This window comes from Micromonospora sp. CA-259024 (assembly GCF_050936255.1).
Taxonomy (GTDB): domain Bacteria; phylum Actinomycetota; class Actinomycetes; order Mycobacteriales; family Micromonosporaceae; genus Micromonospora.
The window spans coordinates 3,097,381-3,112,588 of sequence record NZ_JBNJND010000001.1 but is presented as its reverse complement, the minus strand read 5'-3'; the positions used below and the strand labels follow the sequence as shown (position 1 = coordinate 3,112,588).

17 protein-coding genes and 1 riboswitch are annotated in these 15,208 nt (G+C 72.5%); of the genes, 12 read left to right on the top strand and 5 right to left on the bottom strand.

The genetic code is table 11. From position 1 onward, the window contains the following. Nucleotides 1-3 precede the first annotated feature (3 nt). Nucleotides 4-930, top strand: a complete 927-nt coding sequence (gene fmt / locus ACQEUX_RS13530; protein ID WP_433046455.1) for a methionyl-tRNA formyltransferase — start codon at nt 4-6, stop codon at nt 928-930. Then, a complete protein-coding gene (locus ACQEUX_RS13525) occupies nt 885-2,363 on the top strand; it encodes an RsmB/NOP family class I SAM-dependent RNA methyltransferase (protein ID WP_433049811.1) in 1,479 nt (492 codons plus the stop codon). Before fmt ends, ACQEUX_RS13525 begins: the two co-directional genes overlap by 46 nt. Before the next feature lie 48 nt (nt 2,364-2,411). Here ACQEUX_RS13525 and ACQEUX_RS13520 read toward each other — a convergent pair whose 3' ends face one another. Both ACQEUX_RS13520 and ACQEUX_RS13515 read right to left on the bottom strand, forming a co-directional pair. Beyond that, entirely contained in the window at nt 2,412-3,302 is an 891-nt protein-coding gene (locus ACQEUX_RS13520; RefSeq protein WP_433049808.1) for a septum formation family protein, read from the bottom strand. An 83-nt stretch (nt 3,303-3,385) separates the two neighbouring features. Continuing rightward, nucleotides 3,386-4,276, bottom strand: a complete 891-nt coding sequence (locus tag ACQEUX_RS13515; RefSeq protein ID WP_433046452.1) for a septum formation family protein — start codon at nt 4,274-4,276, stop codon at nt 3,386-3,388. A 254-nt stretch (nt 4,277-4,530) separates the two neighbouring features. Between ACQEUX_RS13515 and rpe the strand changes: the two genes are divergently transcribed. The 7 genes from rpe to ribH all read left to right on the top strand — a co-directional run bounded on the left by rpe (nt 4,531) and on the right by ribH (nt 10,722). Continuing rightward, nucleotides 4,531-5,211, top strand: coding sequence for a ribulose-phosphate 3-epimerase (gene rpe / locus ACQEUX_RS13510; protein ID WP_433046449.1), 681 nt, complete (start codon nt 4,531-4,533; stop codon nt 5,209-5,211). Continuing rightward, nucleotides 5,138-6,169: a GGDEF domain-containing response regulator gene (locus ACQEUX_RS13505; RefSeq protein WP_433046446.1), complete on the top strand. Its 1,032-nt coding sequence runs from the start codon at nt 5,138-5,140 to the stop codon at nt 6,167-6,169. The genes rpe and ACQEUX_RS13505 overlap by 74 nt, the downstream gene beginning before the upstream one ends. A 79-nt stretch (nt 6,170-6,248) precedes the next feature. Next, nucleotides 6,249-6,418, top strand: a riboswitch (FMN riboswitch). Between the two features lie 166 nt (nt 6,419-6,584). Then, complete coding sequence (ribD, locus tag ACQEUX_RS13500) at nt 6,585-7,646, top strand: bifunctional diaminohydroxyphosphoribosylaminopyrimidine deaminase/5-amino-6-(5-phosphoribosylamino)uracil reductase RibD (RefSeq protein WP_433046443.1); 1,062 nt, start codon at nt 6,585-6,587, stop codon at nt 7,644-7,646. A gap of 1 nt (nt 7,647) precedes the next feature. Then, nucleotides 7,648-8,268: a riboflavin synthase gene (locus tag ACQEUX_RS13495; RefSeq protein WP_433046440.1), complete on the top strand. Its 621-nt coding sequence runs from the start codon at nt 7,648-7,650 to the stop codon at nt 8,266-8,268. Further along, on the top strand, nt 8,268-8,957 hold the full coding sequence (pnuC, locus tag ACQEUX_RS13490) for a nicotinamide riboside transporter PnuC (RefSeq protein WP_433046437.1): 690 nt from the start codon (nt 8,268-8,270) through the stop codon (nt 8,955-8,957). Before ACQEUX_RS13495 ends, pnuC begins: the two co-directional genes overlap by 1 nt. Beyond that, complete coding sequence (locus ACQEUX_RS13485) at nt 8,954-10,219, top strand: bifunctional 3,4-dihydroxy-2-butanone-4-phosphate synthase/GTP cyclohydrolase II (protein ID WP_433046434.1); 1,266 nt, start codon at nt 8,954-8,956, stop codon at nt 10,217-10,219. Before pnuC ends, ACQEUX_RS13485 begins: the two co-directional genes overlap by 4 nt. 2 nt (nt 10,220-10,221) lie before the next feature. Then, the gene (ribH, locus tag ACQEUX_RS13480) at nt 10,222-10,722 is read left to right on the top strand and encodes a 6,7-dimethyl-8-ribityllumazine synthase (protein WP_433049805.1); all 501 of its coding nucleotides are present in this window, start codon (nt 10,222-10,224) and stop codon (nt 10,720-10,722) included. 8 nt (nt 10,723-10,730) lie between these two features. On the opposite strand, the gene ACQEUX_RS13475 is transcribed toward ribH, so the two are convergent. Genes ACQEUX_RS13475 through ACQEUX_RS13465 form a run of 3 tightly spaced genes read right to left on the bottom strand, consistent with a single transcriptional unit; the run spans nt 10,731 to nt 13,182 of the window. After that, entirely contained in the window at nt 10,731-11,474 is a 744-nt protein-coding gene (locus ACQEUX_RS13475; RefSeq protein WP_433046431.1) for an amino acid ABC transporter ATP-binding protein, read from the bottom strand. A 2-nt stretch (nt 11,475-11,476) separates the two neighbouring features. Further along, complete coding sequence (locus ACQEUX_RS13470) at nt 11,477-12,322, bottom strand: amino acid ABC transporter permease (protein ID WP_433046428.1); 846 nt, start codon at nt 12,320-12,322, stop codon at nt 11,477-11,479. Beyond that, nucleotides 12,319-13,182: an ABC transporter substrate-binding protein gene (locus ACQEUX_RS13465; protein ID WP_433046425.1), complete on the bottom strand. Its 864-nt coding sequence runs from the start codon at nt 13,180-13,182 to the stop codon at nt 12,319-12,321. The genes ACQEUX_RS13470 and ACQEUX_RS13465 overlap by 4 nt, the downstream gene beginning before the upstream one ends. Before the next feature lie 144 nt (nt 13,183-13,326). Between ACQEUX_RS13465 and ACQEUX_RS13460 the strand changes: the two genes are divergently transcribed. The 3 genes from ACQEUX_RS13460 to ACQEUX_RS13450 all read left to right on the top strand — a co-directional run bounded on the left by ACQEUX_RS13460 (nt 13,327) and on the right by ACQEUX_RS13450 (nt 15,188). Then, nucleotides 13,327-13,590 carry a phosphoribosyl-ATP diphosphatase gene (locus ACQEUX_RS13460; RefSeq protein WP_433046422.1) on the top strand — a complete coding sequence of 88 codons (264 nt, stop codon included), beginning with the start codon at nt 13,327-13,329 and terminating at the stop codon, nt 13,588-13,590. A gap of 47 nt (nt 13,591-13,637) precedes the next feature. Next, nucleotides 13,638-14,483 (top strand): ATP phosphoribosyltransferase, encoded by an 846-nt coding sequence (hisG, locus tag ACQEUX_RS13455; RefSeq protein ID WP_433046419.1) that lies wholly within the window; start codon nt 13,638-13,640, stop codon nt 14,481-14,483. A gap of 231 nt (nt 14,484-14,714) precedes the next feature. Next, the gene (locus ACQEUX_RS13450; RefSeq protein WP_433046416.1) at nt 14,715-15,188 is read left to right on the top strand and encodes a PH domain-containing protein; all 474 of its coding nucleotides are present in this window, start codon (nt 14,715-14,717) and stop codon (nt 15,186-15,188) included. Nucleotides 15,189-15,208 lie beyond the last annotated feature (20 nt).

Genomic DNA, 15,208 nt, shown 5'->3' with positions numbered 1-15,208 from the left:
CGGATGCGTGTGATCTTCGCCGGTACGCCGGCCGTCGCCGTTCCCGCCCTGGCCGCCGTCGCCGCCTCCCGGCACGAGTTGGTCGCCGTGGTCACCCGGCCCGACGCGCCCGCCGGGCGCGGACGGGGCCTGTCCCGCTCCCCGGTCGGCGAGTGGGCCGACGAGCGGGGCGTCGAGGTGCTGACGCCGGCCCGCCCCCGCGACCCCGAGTTCCTCGACCGGCTGCGCGAGCTCGCACCGGACTGCGTGCCGGTGGTCGCCTACGGCGCGCTGGTGCCGCCGGCGGCCCTGGAGATCCCCCGGTACGGCTGGATCAACCTGCACTTCTCCCTGCTGCCCGCGTGGCGGGGCGCCGCCCCCGTGCAGCACGCGGTGCTGCACGGTGACGAGCTGACCGGGGCCAGCGTCTTCCAGTTGGAGCAGGGCCTGGACACGGGCCCGGTGTACGGCACCCTGACCGACGAGATCCGCGCCACCGACACCTCGGGTGACCTGCTGGAGCGGCTCGCCGACTCCGGTGCCGGGTTGCTGGTGGCGGTGCTGGACGCGATCGCCGACGGCACCGCCCGGGCCGAGCCGCAGCCCGCCGACGGGGTGTCGCTGGCACCGAAGCTGACCGTGGACGACGCCCGGGTGCGCTGGGGCGACCCGGCCTTCGCGGTGGATCGCCGGCTGCGGGCCTGCACCCCGGCCCCGGGTGCCTGGACCACGTTCCGGGGCGAGCGGGTGAAGCTCGGCCCGGTCGTGCCGGTGCCCGACGGTCCAGAGTTGAAGCCGGGGGAGTTGCTGGTGGAGAAGTCGCGGGTGCTGGCCGGAACGGCGACCGTGCCGGTGTGCCTCGGTGAGGTCCGTGCCGCCGGTAAGCGGGCAATGGCCGCGACCGACTGGGCGCGTGGCGTCCGGGTCGGCACCGGCGAGGACTTCGCGTGACGGCCCCGGAGGGGACACGCCCGACGCGCTCCGGCCCGTCGGCCGGTCGTGGCGGGGACCGCCGTCCGGTCCGGCCACCACTGGACCGGCCGCGTCGCGCGGCGTACGAGGCGGTGGCGGCGGTGCACCGCGACGACGCGTTCGCGAATCTGGTGCTGCCCATCATCCTGCGGGAGGAGGGGCTGTTCGGCCGGGACGCGGCCTTCGCCACCGAGCTGACCTACGGCACCCTGCGCCACCTGGGCACGTTGGACGCGATCCTGACCGACGCGGCCGGCCGGGACGTGGCCCGGATCGACCCGCCGGTACGCGACGCGCTGCGGCTCGGGGCGTACCAACTGCTGCACACCCGGGTGCCGCCGCACGCGGCGGTCTCGTCGACGGTGGACCTGGTCCGTTCGGTCGCGCCCGGCGCCACCGGCTTCGCGAACGCGGTGCTGCGCGAGGTGTCCACCCGTGACGCGGACGCCTGGGTGGCGAAGCTCGCCCCACCGATGGAGACCGACCCGGTCGGGCACCTGGCGTTGGCGTACAGCCATCCGCAGTGGATCGTGCGGGCCTTCTCCGAGGCGCTCGGCGGCGATCTGGGTGAGACGGCCCGCCTCCTGATCGAAGACAACGAGCGCCCGCCGGTGCACCTGTGCGCCCGGCCCGGGCTGATCGACCCGGTCGAGCTGGCCGATCAGGTCGGCGGGGCGCCCGGCGCCTTCTCCCCGTACGCCGTCTATCTGCCCGGCGGCGCGCCGGGCGACATCCCGGCGGTGGTCGACGGCCGTGCCCACGTCCAGGACGAGGGCTCTCAGCTGGTGGCCGCCGCACTCGCCGACGCGCCACTGGACGGCCCGGACGGGCGTTGGCTGGACCTGTGCGCCGGCCCGGGCGGCAAGGCCGGGCTGCTCGGCGCGCTGGCCGCGCAGCGTGGTGCCCGGGTGACCGCGGTGGAGGTGGCCGAGCACCGCGCGCGGCTGGTCTCCCTGGCGACCCGGGACCTGCCGGTGGCCGTGCTGACCATGGACGGCCGTGACGTCGGCGGCGACCCGAAGCTGCCGGAGCAGCACTTCGACCGGGTGCTGGTGGATGCCCCGTGCACCGGGCTGGGCTCACTGCGCCGCCGACCGGAGTCGCGCTGGCGCCGCCAACCGTCCGACCTGCCACCGCTGACCCGGCTGCAACGGGAGCTGCTCGGCGCGGCCTTGCGGGCGGTCCGCCCGGGTGGCCTGGTCGCCTATGTCACCTGCTCGCCGCACACCGTGGAGACGCATGTGACGGTGACCGAGGCGGCCCGCCGTAGCGGGGTGGCGGTGGACTTCGTCGACGCCCGGCCGCTGCTGCCCGCCGGCATGCCGGGTCTGGGTGACGGGCCGACGGTGCAGCTCTGGCCGCACCGGCACGGCACGGACGCGATGTTCCTCGCCGTCCTGCGTCGAGGCTGAGGTGACGCGCATCCGGCCGGTCGTCCGACCGGCCGGATGCGCGGTGGTTCAGGTGACCGGGAGGCCCTTGGTGCCGGCGTTCTTCATCGAGCGGGTCAGGGCCCGGTCGCTGATCCACAGGAAGCACTGCACACCACGGTTGCCGTTCTTCCACTCGTCCTCGTACGGCTGGTAGTAGATCGTCCCGGCCCGGAACTCGAGCTGGGCGTTGTCCGGCACCTTGGCGTACTTGGCGATCACCGTCTGGCAGGCCCGGTGGGTCCGCTTGATGGTGCGGTTGAACTCGTCGTAGCTGATGTCCGGGGCCTTCCAGACCCCGACGAACTCGGCGTGGTGCTTGGCGGTGCAGGAGACCGGCACCATCTCGTCGATCTCTTCCTTGATCAGCTTCGGGTCGAAGCAGCGGTACGCCGGCGGCGCCGCGCCGGCCAGCGCACCCCGGAGGCTGCCGGTGCGCGGCGCGACCGCGGTGTCGTCGATGCTGGCGATCTCGGTGACGTCGCAGCGGTACCAGCGGGCCCCGCCCGCCCAGGCCTGCGGCGACGGCAGCACGACGGTCAGGCCGAGCCGCCCGGAACGCCAGTCGGCGCCGACCGCCTTGGTGACCTCCGTGTCGCACGCTGCCTGCGCGGCGCGCATACCCACCGAGCCGAGCTTCGGGGGCGTGCTGCGCTCGGCGCCCGGGCCGGTGAGCGTGCCGACGTGCATGGTCTCCACCCGGTGCTCCTCGGCGCACGCCATCGGGTTGTAGCCGCTCAGGAAACCGACCTGCTGGGAGGAGTGGTGGCAGACGCCAGCCTCGGGGACGAACTGCTGCGCCGCGACGGGCGCCGGCCAGTCGTCGATGAGGTCACGGTCGACTCCGGCGGGTGTGCCGCACCCGGCCAGCGCCAGGGTCAGGGCCGCACCCCCGGCGAACGCCGCCAACCACCGTCGCATCCCCGACCTCCCGCCGCTGGTGGCCTCCGGCCGGACCCGGCCGGTCGGTAGCGCCACGGCGCAGCAGCATACGGCACCGATGCTCAGATCGCGGGTAGTCCCTCCGGGCCGGCGCCGCGCATCGAGCGGGTGAGTTTGCGGTCGTCGCTCCACAGGAAACAGCGCACGCCACGGTCACCCTCCTCCCACTCCCGTTGCGACGGTGGGTAGTAGATGGACCCGGCCCGGTACGGCAGGTCGCTGTTGTTCGGCACGGCCGCGAACTCGGCGATCAACGCCATGCAGCGTTTGTGCGCCTGCTCGGCCGAGCGACTGAACTCCGCCCAGCTCATGTCGCGCTCCTGGTAGACGCCCACGAACTCGGCGCGGTGCGGCTCGGCGCAGAGCACCGGTGCCATGTAGTTGAGGTTGTCCCCGATCAGTTTCGGGTCGAAGCAGCGGTGTGTCAGTGGGGTGTCGCCGATCAACGCGCCGCGGAGGCTGCCGGTGCGGTTCACCGGACGGGTGTTGTCGATGCTGCCGGTCTCGCTGAGGTCGCAGCGGAACCAGCGCGCCCCGCCGGCCCAGGCGGGCACGGAAGGCAACGCGAGGGACAGGGTGAGCCGGGCGGTGTGCCAGTCGCCGCCGAGCACCTCCCGGGACCGCTGGTCGCATTCGGCGCGGGCCGTACGCAGCGCCGACGAACCGGGCTCGGGCCGGGTCTCGGACAGAGCGTCGGGCCCGACGAAGGTGCCGACGTGGATGGCCTCGGCCAGGTGGTTGCGTGCGCAGTCCACCGTCTCGTACGTGCTGGCCTGCACGACCGCGGTGATCCGGGGCAGGCAGGTGTCGGTGGCGGGGGTGAACGGCTTCGGGACCCGCAGCGCCGGCCAGTCGTCGGTGAGATCACCGTCCGCGCCCCGTGCCGGCCCGCAGCTGGCCAGTAGCATCGTCGTGACGCCGGCCAGGACCAGCGCTGGAAGCCACCGTCGCATCGTCCGCCCTTCCGGGAGCTGGCGGCCGGTCACCGCGCCCCGCGGCGAGACCCCGGCGGGCGTGCAGCCTACGGCACCGTCCCCGTTGGAGTGTCGTCGCGTTTCCGTCGATGGGCCAGCCACTGATGTCTGTTCGTCCGGATTTCGCGGTCCGGAGTGACCAATTCTGCACCACCGGTCACTGCTGGATCACAGCGCGTCCCCGAAGGTGGCGCGATGCGGATGGTGGGTGGCCACGTTCGTACACTGGCCCGGTGACCGTACCGCCGCCGATCGTCGCGCCGAGCATCCTGGCCGCCGATTTCGCCCGCCTCGCCGAAGAGGTCCGTGCCGTCGAGGACGCTGCGGACTGGTTGCACGTCGATGTGATGGACAACCATTTCGTGCCGAACCTGACCATCGGTCTGCCCGTGGTGCAGAGCCTGCGGGCTGTCACCGCGATGCCGTTCGACGTGCACCTGATGATCGAGGATCCGCGCCGGTGGGCCCCCGGTTACGCCGACGCCGGGGCGTACAACGTCACCTTCCACGCGGAGGCGTCCGACGACCCGGTGGCGCTGGCCAAGGACCTGCGCTCGGCCGGTGCGAAGGCTGGCCTGGCCATCGACCGGGACACTCCGATCGAGCCGTACCTGGATCTGCTGCCCAGCTTCGACACCCTGCTGATCATGACGATCAAGGCGGGCTTCGGCGGGCAACGGTTCATCCCGCAGTTGCTGGACAAGGTGCGTAGCGCCCGCCGGCACGTGTCGGCCGGGCACCTGGAGCTGCGCATCGAGGTGGATGGCGGGATCGCCGCCGACACCATCGAGCAGGCGGCCGCCGCGGGCGCCGACGCGTTCGTGGCCGGCACCGCCGTCTATGGCGCCGCCGATCCGGCGGAGGCGGTACGGCACCTGCGGGCGCTGGCGGAACGCGCGGCTCCCGAGGCCTGAGGTGGACCCCGACGGCGACCGTAAGGACATCATCCTCGTCGTCGACGATGACGAGGACATCGCTCGTTTCGTCGAGTTCAACCTGCGGCTGCACGGCTTCGAGGTGATCCACGCCAGCGACGGCCAGGAGGCCCTCGAGGTCATCGAGCGCGAGCGGCCGGACCTGGCGGTGGTCGACCTCATGATGCCCCGGATCGACGGGCTGGAGCTGACCCGGCGGCTGCGCGCCGACCCGATGACCTCCGCCCTGCCGGTGATCATGTTGACGGCCAAGGGCATGACCGTCGACAAGGTGCACGGGCTCAGCGCCGGGGCGGACGACTACCTGGTCAAGCCGTTCGACACCGCCGAGCTGATCGCCCGGGTCTCGTCCACGCTGCGGCGCAACAAGGAGTTCCGGGAGGTCTCCCCGCTGACCGGGCTGCCCGGCAACAGCCGGATCCGTCGGGAGATCAGCGACCGGGTCCGGCACGGCGTGGACTACGCGGTCGGCTACATCGACATCGACCGGTTCAAGAGCGTCAACGACCGGTACGGCTTCGTCCGCGGCGACGACTTCATCTCCGCGCTGGCCCGCAGCCTGCACCGGGCGGTGGTGGCGGTCGGGCTGCCGCCGGCGTTCCTCGGCCACGTCGGCGGCGACGACTTCGTCATCGTCTGCGCCCCGGACCAGGTACGCCCGCTGACGTCCCGGGCGGTGGTCGACTTCGAGAAGTCGGCCGACACGCTCTACGACGCGACCGACCGGGAGCGGGGCTTCGTGGAGCTGAAGGACCGGCGCGGCACCGTCCGTCGCGCCGCCCTCGTCACGCTCTCCATCGGGGTGTCCCTCTCCGACGCCGGCAAGCGGTTCACCGACCCCCTCGAGGCGATCGCGGTGGCCTCGGAGATGAAGACGGTGGCCAAGAGTCAGCCGGGCTCGTACGTGGCGGTGGACCGGCGCCGTGGCGTCACCTGACGCGTGATCCCGCTGTGAAGTAGCTCGCCTAGGTAGCGGAGCACCCGGATCGGCGTGTAAGACTTCCGGTGTACCCACCACGCGCTGGCGGGACTCGGTGAAATTCCGAACCGGCGGTGATCCACGGTCCAACCGTGGTCAGCCCGCGACCCGGACGGCTTGCCGCCCGGTGGACCTGGTGAAAATCCGGGGCCGACGGTTGGGGGCGGTTCGTCCGCGCCCAGACAGTCCGGATGGGAGACAGCGCGCGGGACGGACGGGTCCGAGCCGGCCGCTGTCTTCAGCGTGCCGTGCCGACCCCCCGGGGGCGGCTGTGCCGTTCCCGGATCCGCCTCCGCCTGCCCGTGGCCCCATGGCCGCAGCCTCCCTGACCGCCCGCGCGCGGACCGGCGAGTGAGAGGGCAGGGGCAGGGCGATGGCCAGCGTCTCCGTTGATGAGGCGATGCGGCGTGCGATCGAGCTGGCGGCACGCGGACTCGGCACCACCAGCCCCAACCCGGTGGTCGGTTGCGTGCTGCTGGACGAGGACGGCCAGGTCGTGGGTGAGGGCTTCCACGCGTACGCCGGCGGGCCGCACGCCGAGATCGTCGCCCTGGCGCAGGCCGGGCAGCGGGCCAAGGGCGGTACCGCGGTCGTCACTCTGGAGCCGTGCAACCACACCGGTCGCACCGGCCCCTGCAGTTCCGCGCTCGTCCAGGCCGGGGTGGGCCGGGTGGTCATCGCCGTACCCGACCCCAACCCGGTGGCTTCCGGGGGCGCCGCCACCCTGCGCGCCGCCGGGGTCCGGGTCGACCTGGGGGTACGCGGTGACGAGGCCGAGGCCGGCAACGTCGCGTGGCTGACCTCGATGCGCCGGGGCTGGCCGTACGTGATCTGGAAGTACGCCGCCACGCTCGACGGACGCTCCGCCGCGGCGGACGGCACCAGCATGTGGATCACCTCGGAGGCGGCCCGGATCGACGTGCACGCGCTGCGCGGCACTGTCGACGCGGTCATCGCCGGGGTGGGCACCGTGCTCGCCGACGACCCTCGGCTGACCGCCCGCAACCTGCGCGACGGCAGCCTCGCCATCCGGCAGCCGCTGCGGGTGGTGGTGGACAGCTCGGGGCGTACCCCGGCTGACGCCCGGGTCCGCGACGGCGCCGCGCGGACCTGGATCGCGACCGCCGAGGAGGTCGGCGCCGGCACGGACGGCCGGGTCGACCTGTCGGCGCTGCTCGCGGCGCTGCACCAGCGCGGGGTCCGCGCGGTGCTGCTGGAGGGTGGCCCCCGGCTGGCCGGCGCGTTCCTGGAGGCCGGCCTGGTTGACAAGATCATCGGGTACGTCGCGCCCCGGCTGCTCGGCGCCGGCCCGACCGCCCTGGTCGACGCGGGAGTGACCACCATCGCTGAGGCCATCGATCTGGAGTTCGTCGACGTTACGCAGATCGGTCCGGATCTGCGGATTACCGCTTTGCCCCGCAAAAGGGAGGGCTGACATGTTCACCGGCATTATCGAGGAGTTGGGCGAGATCGTCCGGGTGACGTCCACGGCGGGCGATTCGGCGCTGGTCGCCGTACGCGGCCCGTTGGTCACCTCCGACGCCCGGCACGGCGACTCCATCGCGGTCAACGGCGTCTGCCTGACCGTCGTGGACGTGGCCGACGGGGTCTTCACCGCCGACGTGATGGGGGAGACGCTGCGCCGTTCCGCGCTCGGCGCGCTGCGTCCCGGCGACCCGGTGAACCTGGAGCGGGCCGCCGCGCTCGGCAGCCGGCTCGGCGGGCACCTGGTGCAGGGCCACGTGGACGGCGTCGGTGAGCTGATCTCCCGGGAACCGGCCGAGCAGTGGGAGACCGTCCGGTTCCGGCTGCCCGCCGACCTGGCCCGGTATGTGGTGGAGAAGGGCTCGATCACCATCGACGGCGTCTCGCTGACCGTGGCCGAGGTGGGCGCGGACGAGTTCGCCGTCGGGCTGATCCCGACCACCCTCAAGCTGACCACGCTCGGCGCGAGGGGCGTCGGCGACCCGGTCAACCTTGAGGTCGATGTGCTGGCCAAGTACGTCGAGCGGCTGCTCGGCGTCCGGGTCGGCAACGCCGCCGGCGAGGTGGCCTGATGGGCCCGCTCAGCTGGCTGCTGGACGCCCAGGTGCAGGTGGCCGGTTCACCGGTGCTGGCCCGGGAGATCGTCGGCAACGCGTTCGGGCTGGTCTCCGCGCTGCTCGGCCTGCGCCGGCTGGTCTGGGCCTGGCCGGTGGGCATGGTCGGTAACGCGCTGCTGCTCACCGTCTTCCTCGGCGGGGTGTTCGCCACCCCGCAGGAACACGACCTGTACGGGCAGGCCGGCCGACAGGTGTTCTTCTTCGCGGTCAGCGTCTACGGCTGGTGGCGCTGGCAGCGGAACCGTCGCGGCGACGCGGGGCAGGCGGCGGTCGTGCCGCGCTGGGCCACCGGGCGGGAGCGACTGGTGATGCTGCTGGCCGCCGTCGTCGGCACCGCCGCGGCGTACCCGGTGCTCGCGGCGCTGGGCTCGTGGGGTCCGCTGCCCGACGCCTGGATCCTCACCGGAAGCCTGCTGGCCACGTACGGCATGGCCCGCGGCTGGGTGGAGTTCTGGCTGCTCTGGATCGCGGTGGACGCGGTCGGCGTGCCACTGCTGTTGCGCGGCGGGTTCTACCCGTCGGCGGTCATGTACCTGATCTACGGCGCCCTCTGCGTCTGGGGCTTCGCCGCCTGGTGGCGCACCTCGCGCGCCACCCGGCCGGCCGCCGCCCGTACACCCATCTACACGGAGGCCGTGGCATGACCAGCTTCGGGAGCATCGAGCAGGCGGTCGCGGAGATCGCCGCCGGCCGGCCGGTCGTCGTGGTCGACGACGCGGACCGGGAGAACGAGGGCGACCTGATCTTCGCGGCCGAGTTGGCCACGCCGGAGCTGCTGGCGTTCACCATCCGGTACACGTCGGGCTACCTCTGCGTCGCGCTGACCAGCGCCGACTGCGACCGGCTCGCGTTGCCGCAGATGGTGCACCAGAACCAGGACTGGACCGGCACCGCGTACACCGTCACCGTGGACGCCCGTGAGGGCGTCACCACGGGCATCTCGGCCGCCGATCGCGCGCACACCACCCGGCTGCTGGGCAACCCATCCACCGGTCCGGCCGATCTGGTGCGCCCGGGTCACGTCCTGCCGTTGCGCGCCAAGGAGGGCGGGGTGTTGCGCCGTCCCGGGCACACCGAGGCGGCTGTCGACCTGACCCGAATGGCGGGGCTGCGGCCGGCCGGCGGTCTCTGCGAGCTCGTCAACGACGACGGCACCATGATGCGGTTGCCGGACCTGGAGAAGTTCGCCGCCGAGCACGGCCTCACCCTGATCACCATCGCCGACCTGATCGCCTACCGGCGGCGCACCGAGAAGCAGGTCGAGTTGGTCGCCGACGCCCGGATGCCCACCCGGCACGGGGTGTTCCGGGCACTCGGCTACCGCGCCGAGCACGACCCGGCCGAGCACATCGCGATGGTGCTGGGCGACCTCGGCGACGGCCAGGACGTGCTGGTCCGGGTGCACTCCGAGTGCCTCACCGGGGACGTGTTCGGCTCACTGCGCTGCGACTGCGGCCCGCAGTTGGACGCCGCGCTGGCCCGGGTCGCGCGGGAGGGCCGGGGCGTGGTGCTCTACGTACGCGGACACGAGGGGCGCGGCATCGGACTGCTGCACAAGCTGCAGGCGTACCAGTTGCAGGATCTGGGCCGCGACACCGTCGACGCCAACCTCGACCTGGGCCTACCGGCCGACGCCCGCGACTACGGCACGGGCGCGCAGATCCTCTACGACCTGGGCGTGCGCTCGATGCGGCTGCTGACCAACAACCCGGCCAAGCGGGCCGGGCTGGAGGGGTACGGGCTGACCATCACCGGCCGGGAGGGGCTACCGGCCGGCGCGCACCCGGAGAACCTGCGCTACCTGCGCACCAAGCGGGACCGGATGGGTCACCTGCTGGACGAGTTGGACGAGGTGTCCGAGGCGCCGCTGGGGCGTCCGGTCGCCAACGACGAGATCGGAGCATGACGATGGCGGGTTTCGGTGAGCCGGGAGTCGACGCGGTGGACGCCGCGGGGCTGACCGTAGGGGTGGTCGCCGCCCGCTGGCACGGCGACCTGACCGACCACATGCTGGAGCGTGCGGTGGCGGCCGCCGAGGCGTGCGGGGCGCGCTCCGTGGTCGCCCGGGTCGCCGGCTCGGTCGAGCTGCCGGTGGTCGCCCAGGCCCTCGCGCGTCGCTGCGACGTGGTGGTCGCTCTCGGCGTGGTGGTCCGCGGTGCCACCGCCCACTTCGAGTACGTCTGCCGCTCGGTCACCGACGGGCTGACCCGGGTGGCGCTGGACGAGGGCAAGCCGGTGGCGCACGGGGTGCTGACCGTGGAGACCATCGAGCAGGCCCGGGACCGGGCCGGTCTGCCCGGCTCGGCGGAGGACAAGGGATGGGCGGCCACCGTGGCGGCCCTCGACGCGGCGCTGGCCGTCCGGGCCGTGGCCGCGGGCAACGCCCAGCGGGTCGGCTTCGGCGGCTGACCTTTTCGTCAGAGGCGACCGGCCTCGATGATCCGGTGGAGGAACTGCCGGGTACGAGGCTGGGTCGGCTCGCCGAGCACCTGCTCGGGCGGGCCGCTCTCGATGACCCGCCCCGCGTCGAGGAAGCAGACCTCGTCGGCGACCTCCCGCGCGAAGCCCATCTCGTGGGTGGCCAGCACCATGGTCATACCGTCGGCCTTCAGGTCCCGGATCATCGTCAGCACCTCACCGACGAGTTCCGGGTCCAGCGCGGAGGTGACCTCGTCGAGCAGCATCAGTCGAGGTGAGTTCGCCAGCGCCCGGACGATCGCCACCCGCTGCTGCTGCCCGCCGGAGAGCCGGTCCGGGTAGGCGTCCGCCTTGGCGCCGAGCCCCACCCGGTCGAGCAGGTCCCGGGCCTGCGCCTCGGCCTCCGCCCGGGCCCGCCGGTGTACGCGGCGCGGCGCGAGGGTGATGTTGTCCAACACGCTCAGGTGCGGGAAGAGGTTGTACGCCTGGAACACCAGGCCGATCCGCCGGCGGACCCGGTCCGGGTCCACGCGGGGATCGGAGATGTCCTCCCCGTCCAGCTCGATGGTGCCGTCGTCGAGGTCCTCCAGCAGGTTCACACACCGCAGCAGGGTGGACTTGCCGGACCCGGACGCACCGATCAGGGCCACCACCCGGTGCTCGGCGACGGTCAGATCGAGCTGGTCGAGCACGATATGACCGGCGAACTCCTTGCGCAGGCCCCGGCAGCGCAGCAGTTCCATGCTCAGCCTCCCGACTGTCGGCGGGCCGCGCGCAGCGTCACCCAGTCGGTGACCGCGATCAGCGGGATCGCGAGGAGCACGAACAGCACCCCCGCGACGACGTACGGTGTGTAGTTGAACGACTGGGCGGTGGCGATCTGGGCGGCGCGGACCGCGTCGATCGGCCCGGCGAGCGAGACCAGCCCGACGTCCTTCTGCAACGCCACCACGTCGTTGAGCAGGGGCGGCGCGACCCGGCGGACGGCCTGTGGCAGGACCACGTGCCGCATCGTCTGCCGGTAGGTCAGGCCCAGCGAGCGGGCCGCGGCGAGCTGGCTGGGATGCACCGACTCGATGCCGGCCCGGAACACCTCGGCGAGGTAACCGCCGTAGGTGAGGACCAGAGCGAGCCCACCGAGCACCAGCACCGGCGGCATGCCCTGTAGACGCAGCCCGGGCACGCCCAGGGTGAGCAGGTAGAGCACGATGATCAGCGGCAGGCCGCGGAAGGTGTAGGTGTACCCGGCGGCCAGTGCCCGGACCGGGAAGAAGATCGGGCCGCGCAGCGTCCGCAGCACCGCGATCACCAGCCCGAGCACCAGCGCGCCGGCCGCGCAGCAGACCAGCAGTCGCACGTTGAGCCAGAGCCCGCTCAGCACCGCCGGCAGCGCGTCCCGGGCGATCTCCGGGTCCAGGAACGACTGCCGGACCCGGTCCCAACCGGGTGCACCGGTCACCGCGATGACCAGCAGTGTGCCGAGCGCCGCCGTGGACGAGGCCGCGACCAGCACGCTGTAGACGGTCTGCCGACGCCGGTACGCCGACCGCCGCAGCTGCGCCTCGGAGGGAACGTGATCCAGAAGGGTCACCGCAGCTCGGTGGCCCCCGCCACCTGCGCGAGCCACTTCTGCTCCAACTGGTTCAGCGTGCCCGCCTCGCTGAGCTGGCCGACCGCGCCGGTCACGCAGGAGGTCAGCGGCGAGTTCTTGTCGAGCAGCAACCCGAACGCCTCGGGCGTGCCGACCTGCGGCACCTGCCCGACGATCACCGCGTCGGTGAGTTCCGCTCCGGTGATGTAGAAGGCGGTCGGCAGGTCCACCACGAGACCGTCCAGCTGCCCGTTCTGCAGGGCCTTCTTGGCGTCGTCGTTGCTGTCGTAGACCTGCGGCTTGGCGGTCGGCTTGATCACGTCGGTGATCGCCTGGTAGCTGGTGGTGCCCACCTGCGCGCCGAGCCGGGCGTCGCGGAGGTCGGCCAACGAGGTCCGGCCGGCGATCTTCGAGGACTTCAACGCGATGACGGTCTGCCGTACGAGGTAGTACGGCGCGGAGAAGTCGACCGCCTGCTTGCGTTCTTCGGTGATGGAGAACTGGCTGATGTCGAAGTCGAAGGTCTTCGGCCCCGGCGCGATCGCGGCGTTGAACTTGACCCGGGTCCAGGTGACGTCGCCGCGGGCGTAGCCGAGGTTCTCGGCCACCGCGTACGCGACGGCGGATTCGAAGCCCTCGCCGTTGTCCGGTTTGTCCTCGGAGAACCACGGCTCGTACGCGGGCTGGTCGGTGGCGATGGTGAGCTTGCCCGGCGTACGGGTGGGCAGGCTGTCCCTGGTGCAGGACGGTGATGCGGTGACGGTGGGGGTCGGTTTGTCCTCCTGGGGCGCGCACCCGGCGGTGGCTACGACAGCGGCGCCGGCGAGGGTGAGCGCGAGGAGACGTGAGCTGCTGGCCATGGCGGACAGCGTAAAGCTCGATGAGGGTCGATCGAAGATTGACCCACCATGTCGATAGGGAATCGCCGCGTCGATGTCCGCTGGATGGGTACCGGCGGACCCGGACGCGGGGTGTCGGTCGGCCGGCTGGAAGAATCGTCTCCCGTGAAGACGTTCGAGGAGTTGTTCGCCGAGCTGCAGGCCAAGGCCTCCGCCGGCACCCCGGGCTCGGGCACCGTCGCCGCCCTGGACAAGGGGGTGCACTTCATCGGCAAGAAGGTCGTCGAGGAGGCGGCCGAGTCGTGGATGGCCGCCGAGCACGAGGGGCCGGAGCGCACCGCCGAGGAGATCTCCCAGCTGCTCTACCAGGTCCAGGTGCTGATGCTCGCCAGCGGTCTCGAGCTGAAGGACGTCTACCGACATCTGTGAGTGCCCCCACCCGTTGATCGCCATCCGGATCGAAGGAGCACTCCGTCATGCTGCGTGTCGCCATTCCCAACAAGGGCACCCTGGCCGAGCCGGCCGCCCAGATGCTGCGCGAGGCGGGCTACCGCCAGCGCACCGACCCCAAGGACCTCGTCTGCCGGGACGAGGCCAACGACGTCGAATTCTTCTACCTGCGCCCCAAGGACATCGCCACCTACGTCGGCTCCGGTGACCTCGACCTCGGGATCACCGGCCGGGACCTGCTGATCGACTCGGCCGCGCCGGCCGAGGAGGTCGTCGACCTCGCCTTCGGTCAGGCCACCTTCCGCTTCGCCGCCCGCCCCGACGACATCGCCTCCGTACGGGACCTGGGCGGGCACCGCATCGCCACCGCGTACCCGGGGCTGGTCGAGCGGCACCTCGGCGAGGTGGGCGTCAAGGCCGACGTGATCCGCCTCGACGGCGCGGTGGAGAACGCCGTACGCCTCGGCGTCGCCGACGTGATCGCGGACGTGGTGGAGACCGGCGCCACCCTGCGCCAGGCGGGCCTGGTGGTCTTCGGCGAGCCGCTGCTGCGCTCGTCGGCGGTGCTGGTCCGTCGTGCCGGCGCGCCCGCACACCCGCAGGCCGAGCAGTTGCTCCGCCGCCTGCACGGTGTGCTGGTGGCCCGCCGCTACGTGATGCTCGCCTACGACGTGCCGGCCGGTCTGCTGGACCGCGCCAGCGGGCTCACCCCGGGCATCGAGTCGCCCACCGTGTCGCCGCTGCACCGCGAGGGCTGGGTGGCGGTGCAGGCGATGGTGCTCCGCGACGATGTCCACCGCATCATGGACGAGCTGTACGAGCTGGGCGCCCGCGCCATCCTCGTCACGAACATCCACGCCTGCCGGCTCTGACCGCGGCAGTCCCCGCCGGACCCGCACACCGCGCTCGTCCGGCGCGGGCGGCTGCTTGATCAACTCGGGATCGTTGATACGGGGGTGTCCGCCCGCGCGGGACACCCCCGTATTGGCAAACCGGAGTGGATCTACAGCGGGTGTGGGCCGCTGCCGCCGCCTCGCCGCACCACACCCGCGCTGCGGCGGGTGGTGCCGTCGACGGGCAGGTGCGGATGGCAGACTGGTGGGGTGAGTGAAACCGAACTGGTCCGCCTGAAGCCCCGCCGCATTCGGGTGGTCTGCTGGTCGGCGGCGGCCGCGCTGGTCGTGGTGTTCGCTCTGGTCGCCACCTCGCTGAGTGGGCCGACCGGCAACGGCTACGGCAGTTTCCAGCGCGGCGACCAGATCGCGATGATCGGCCTGGGTGTCTTCGGCGCCCTGGGCTTCCTGCTGTTCACCCGCCCCCGGGTGGAGGCCGACGCACGCGGCATCCGGGTGCGTAACGTGATCAGCTCGTACGAATTGCCCTGGGAGGTCGTTCGCGGGGTTCGCTTCGACCGGGGTGCGCCGTGGGCCAGCCTGGAGCTGCACGACGACGACCTGATGCCGATTGTCGCCCTGCAGGCCGCCGACAAGGAGCTGGCCGTCGAGGGGGTCCGCGCGCTGCGGCGCCTGCACCAGGCGCACCAGGCCCACCTCGCCGAGCGGGTCATCGGCCGCTAGCCGGCCTGCGCTCCCGTCCA

Coding starts and splice junctions, on each gene's coding strand:
- ACQEUX_RS13475 (WP_433046431.1), bottom strand. CDS start 11,474: ATGGAACTGCTGCGCTGCCGGGGCCTGCGCAAGGAGTTCGCCGGTCAT.
- fmt (WP_433046455.1), top strand. CDS start 4: ATGCGTGTGATCTTCGCCGGTACGCCGGCCGTCGCCGTTCCCGCCCTG.
- ribD (WP_433046443.1), top strand. CDS start 6,585: ATGGCCAGCGTCTCCGTTGATGAGGCGATGCGGCGTGCGATCGAGCTG.
- ribH (WP_433049805.1), top strand. CDS start 10,222: ATGGCGGGTTTCGGTGAGCCGGGAGTCGACGCGGTGGACGCCGCGGGG.
- hisG (WP_433046419.1), top strand. CDS start 13,638: ATGCTGCGTGTCGCCATTCCCAACAAGGGCACCCTGGCCGAGCCGGCC.
- ACQEUX_RS13505 (WP_433046446.1), top strand. CDS start 5,138: ATGGCGCCGCCGATCCGGCGGAGGCGGTACGGCACCTGCGGGCGCTGG.
- pnuC (WP_433046437.1), top strand. CDS start 8,268: ATGGGCCCGCTCAGCTGGCTGCTGGACGCCCAGGTGCAGGTGGCCGGT.
- ACQEUX_RS13515 (WP_433046452.1), bottom strand. CDS start 4,276: ATGCGACGGTGGCTTCCAGCGCTGGTCCTGGCCGGCGTCACGACGATG.
- ACQEUX_RS13465 (WP_433046425.1), bottom strand. CDS start 13,182: ATGGCCAGCAGCTCACGTCTCCTCGCGCTCACCCTCGCCGGCGCCGCT.
- ACQEUX_RS13485 (WP_433046434.1), top strand. CDS start 8,954: ATGACCAGCTTCGGGAGCATCGAGCAGGCGGTCGCGGAGATCGCCGCC.
- ACQEUX_RS13520 (WP_433049808.1), bottom strand. CDS start 3,302: ATGCGACGGTGGTTGGCGGCGTTCGCCGGGGGTGCGGCCCTGACCCTG.
- ACQEUX_RS13495 (WP_433046440.1), top strand. CDS start 7,648: ATGTTCACCGGCATTATCGAGGAGTTGGGCGAGATCGTCCGGGTGACG.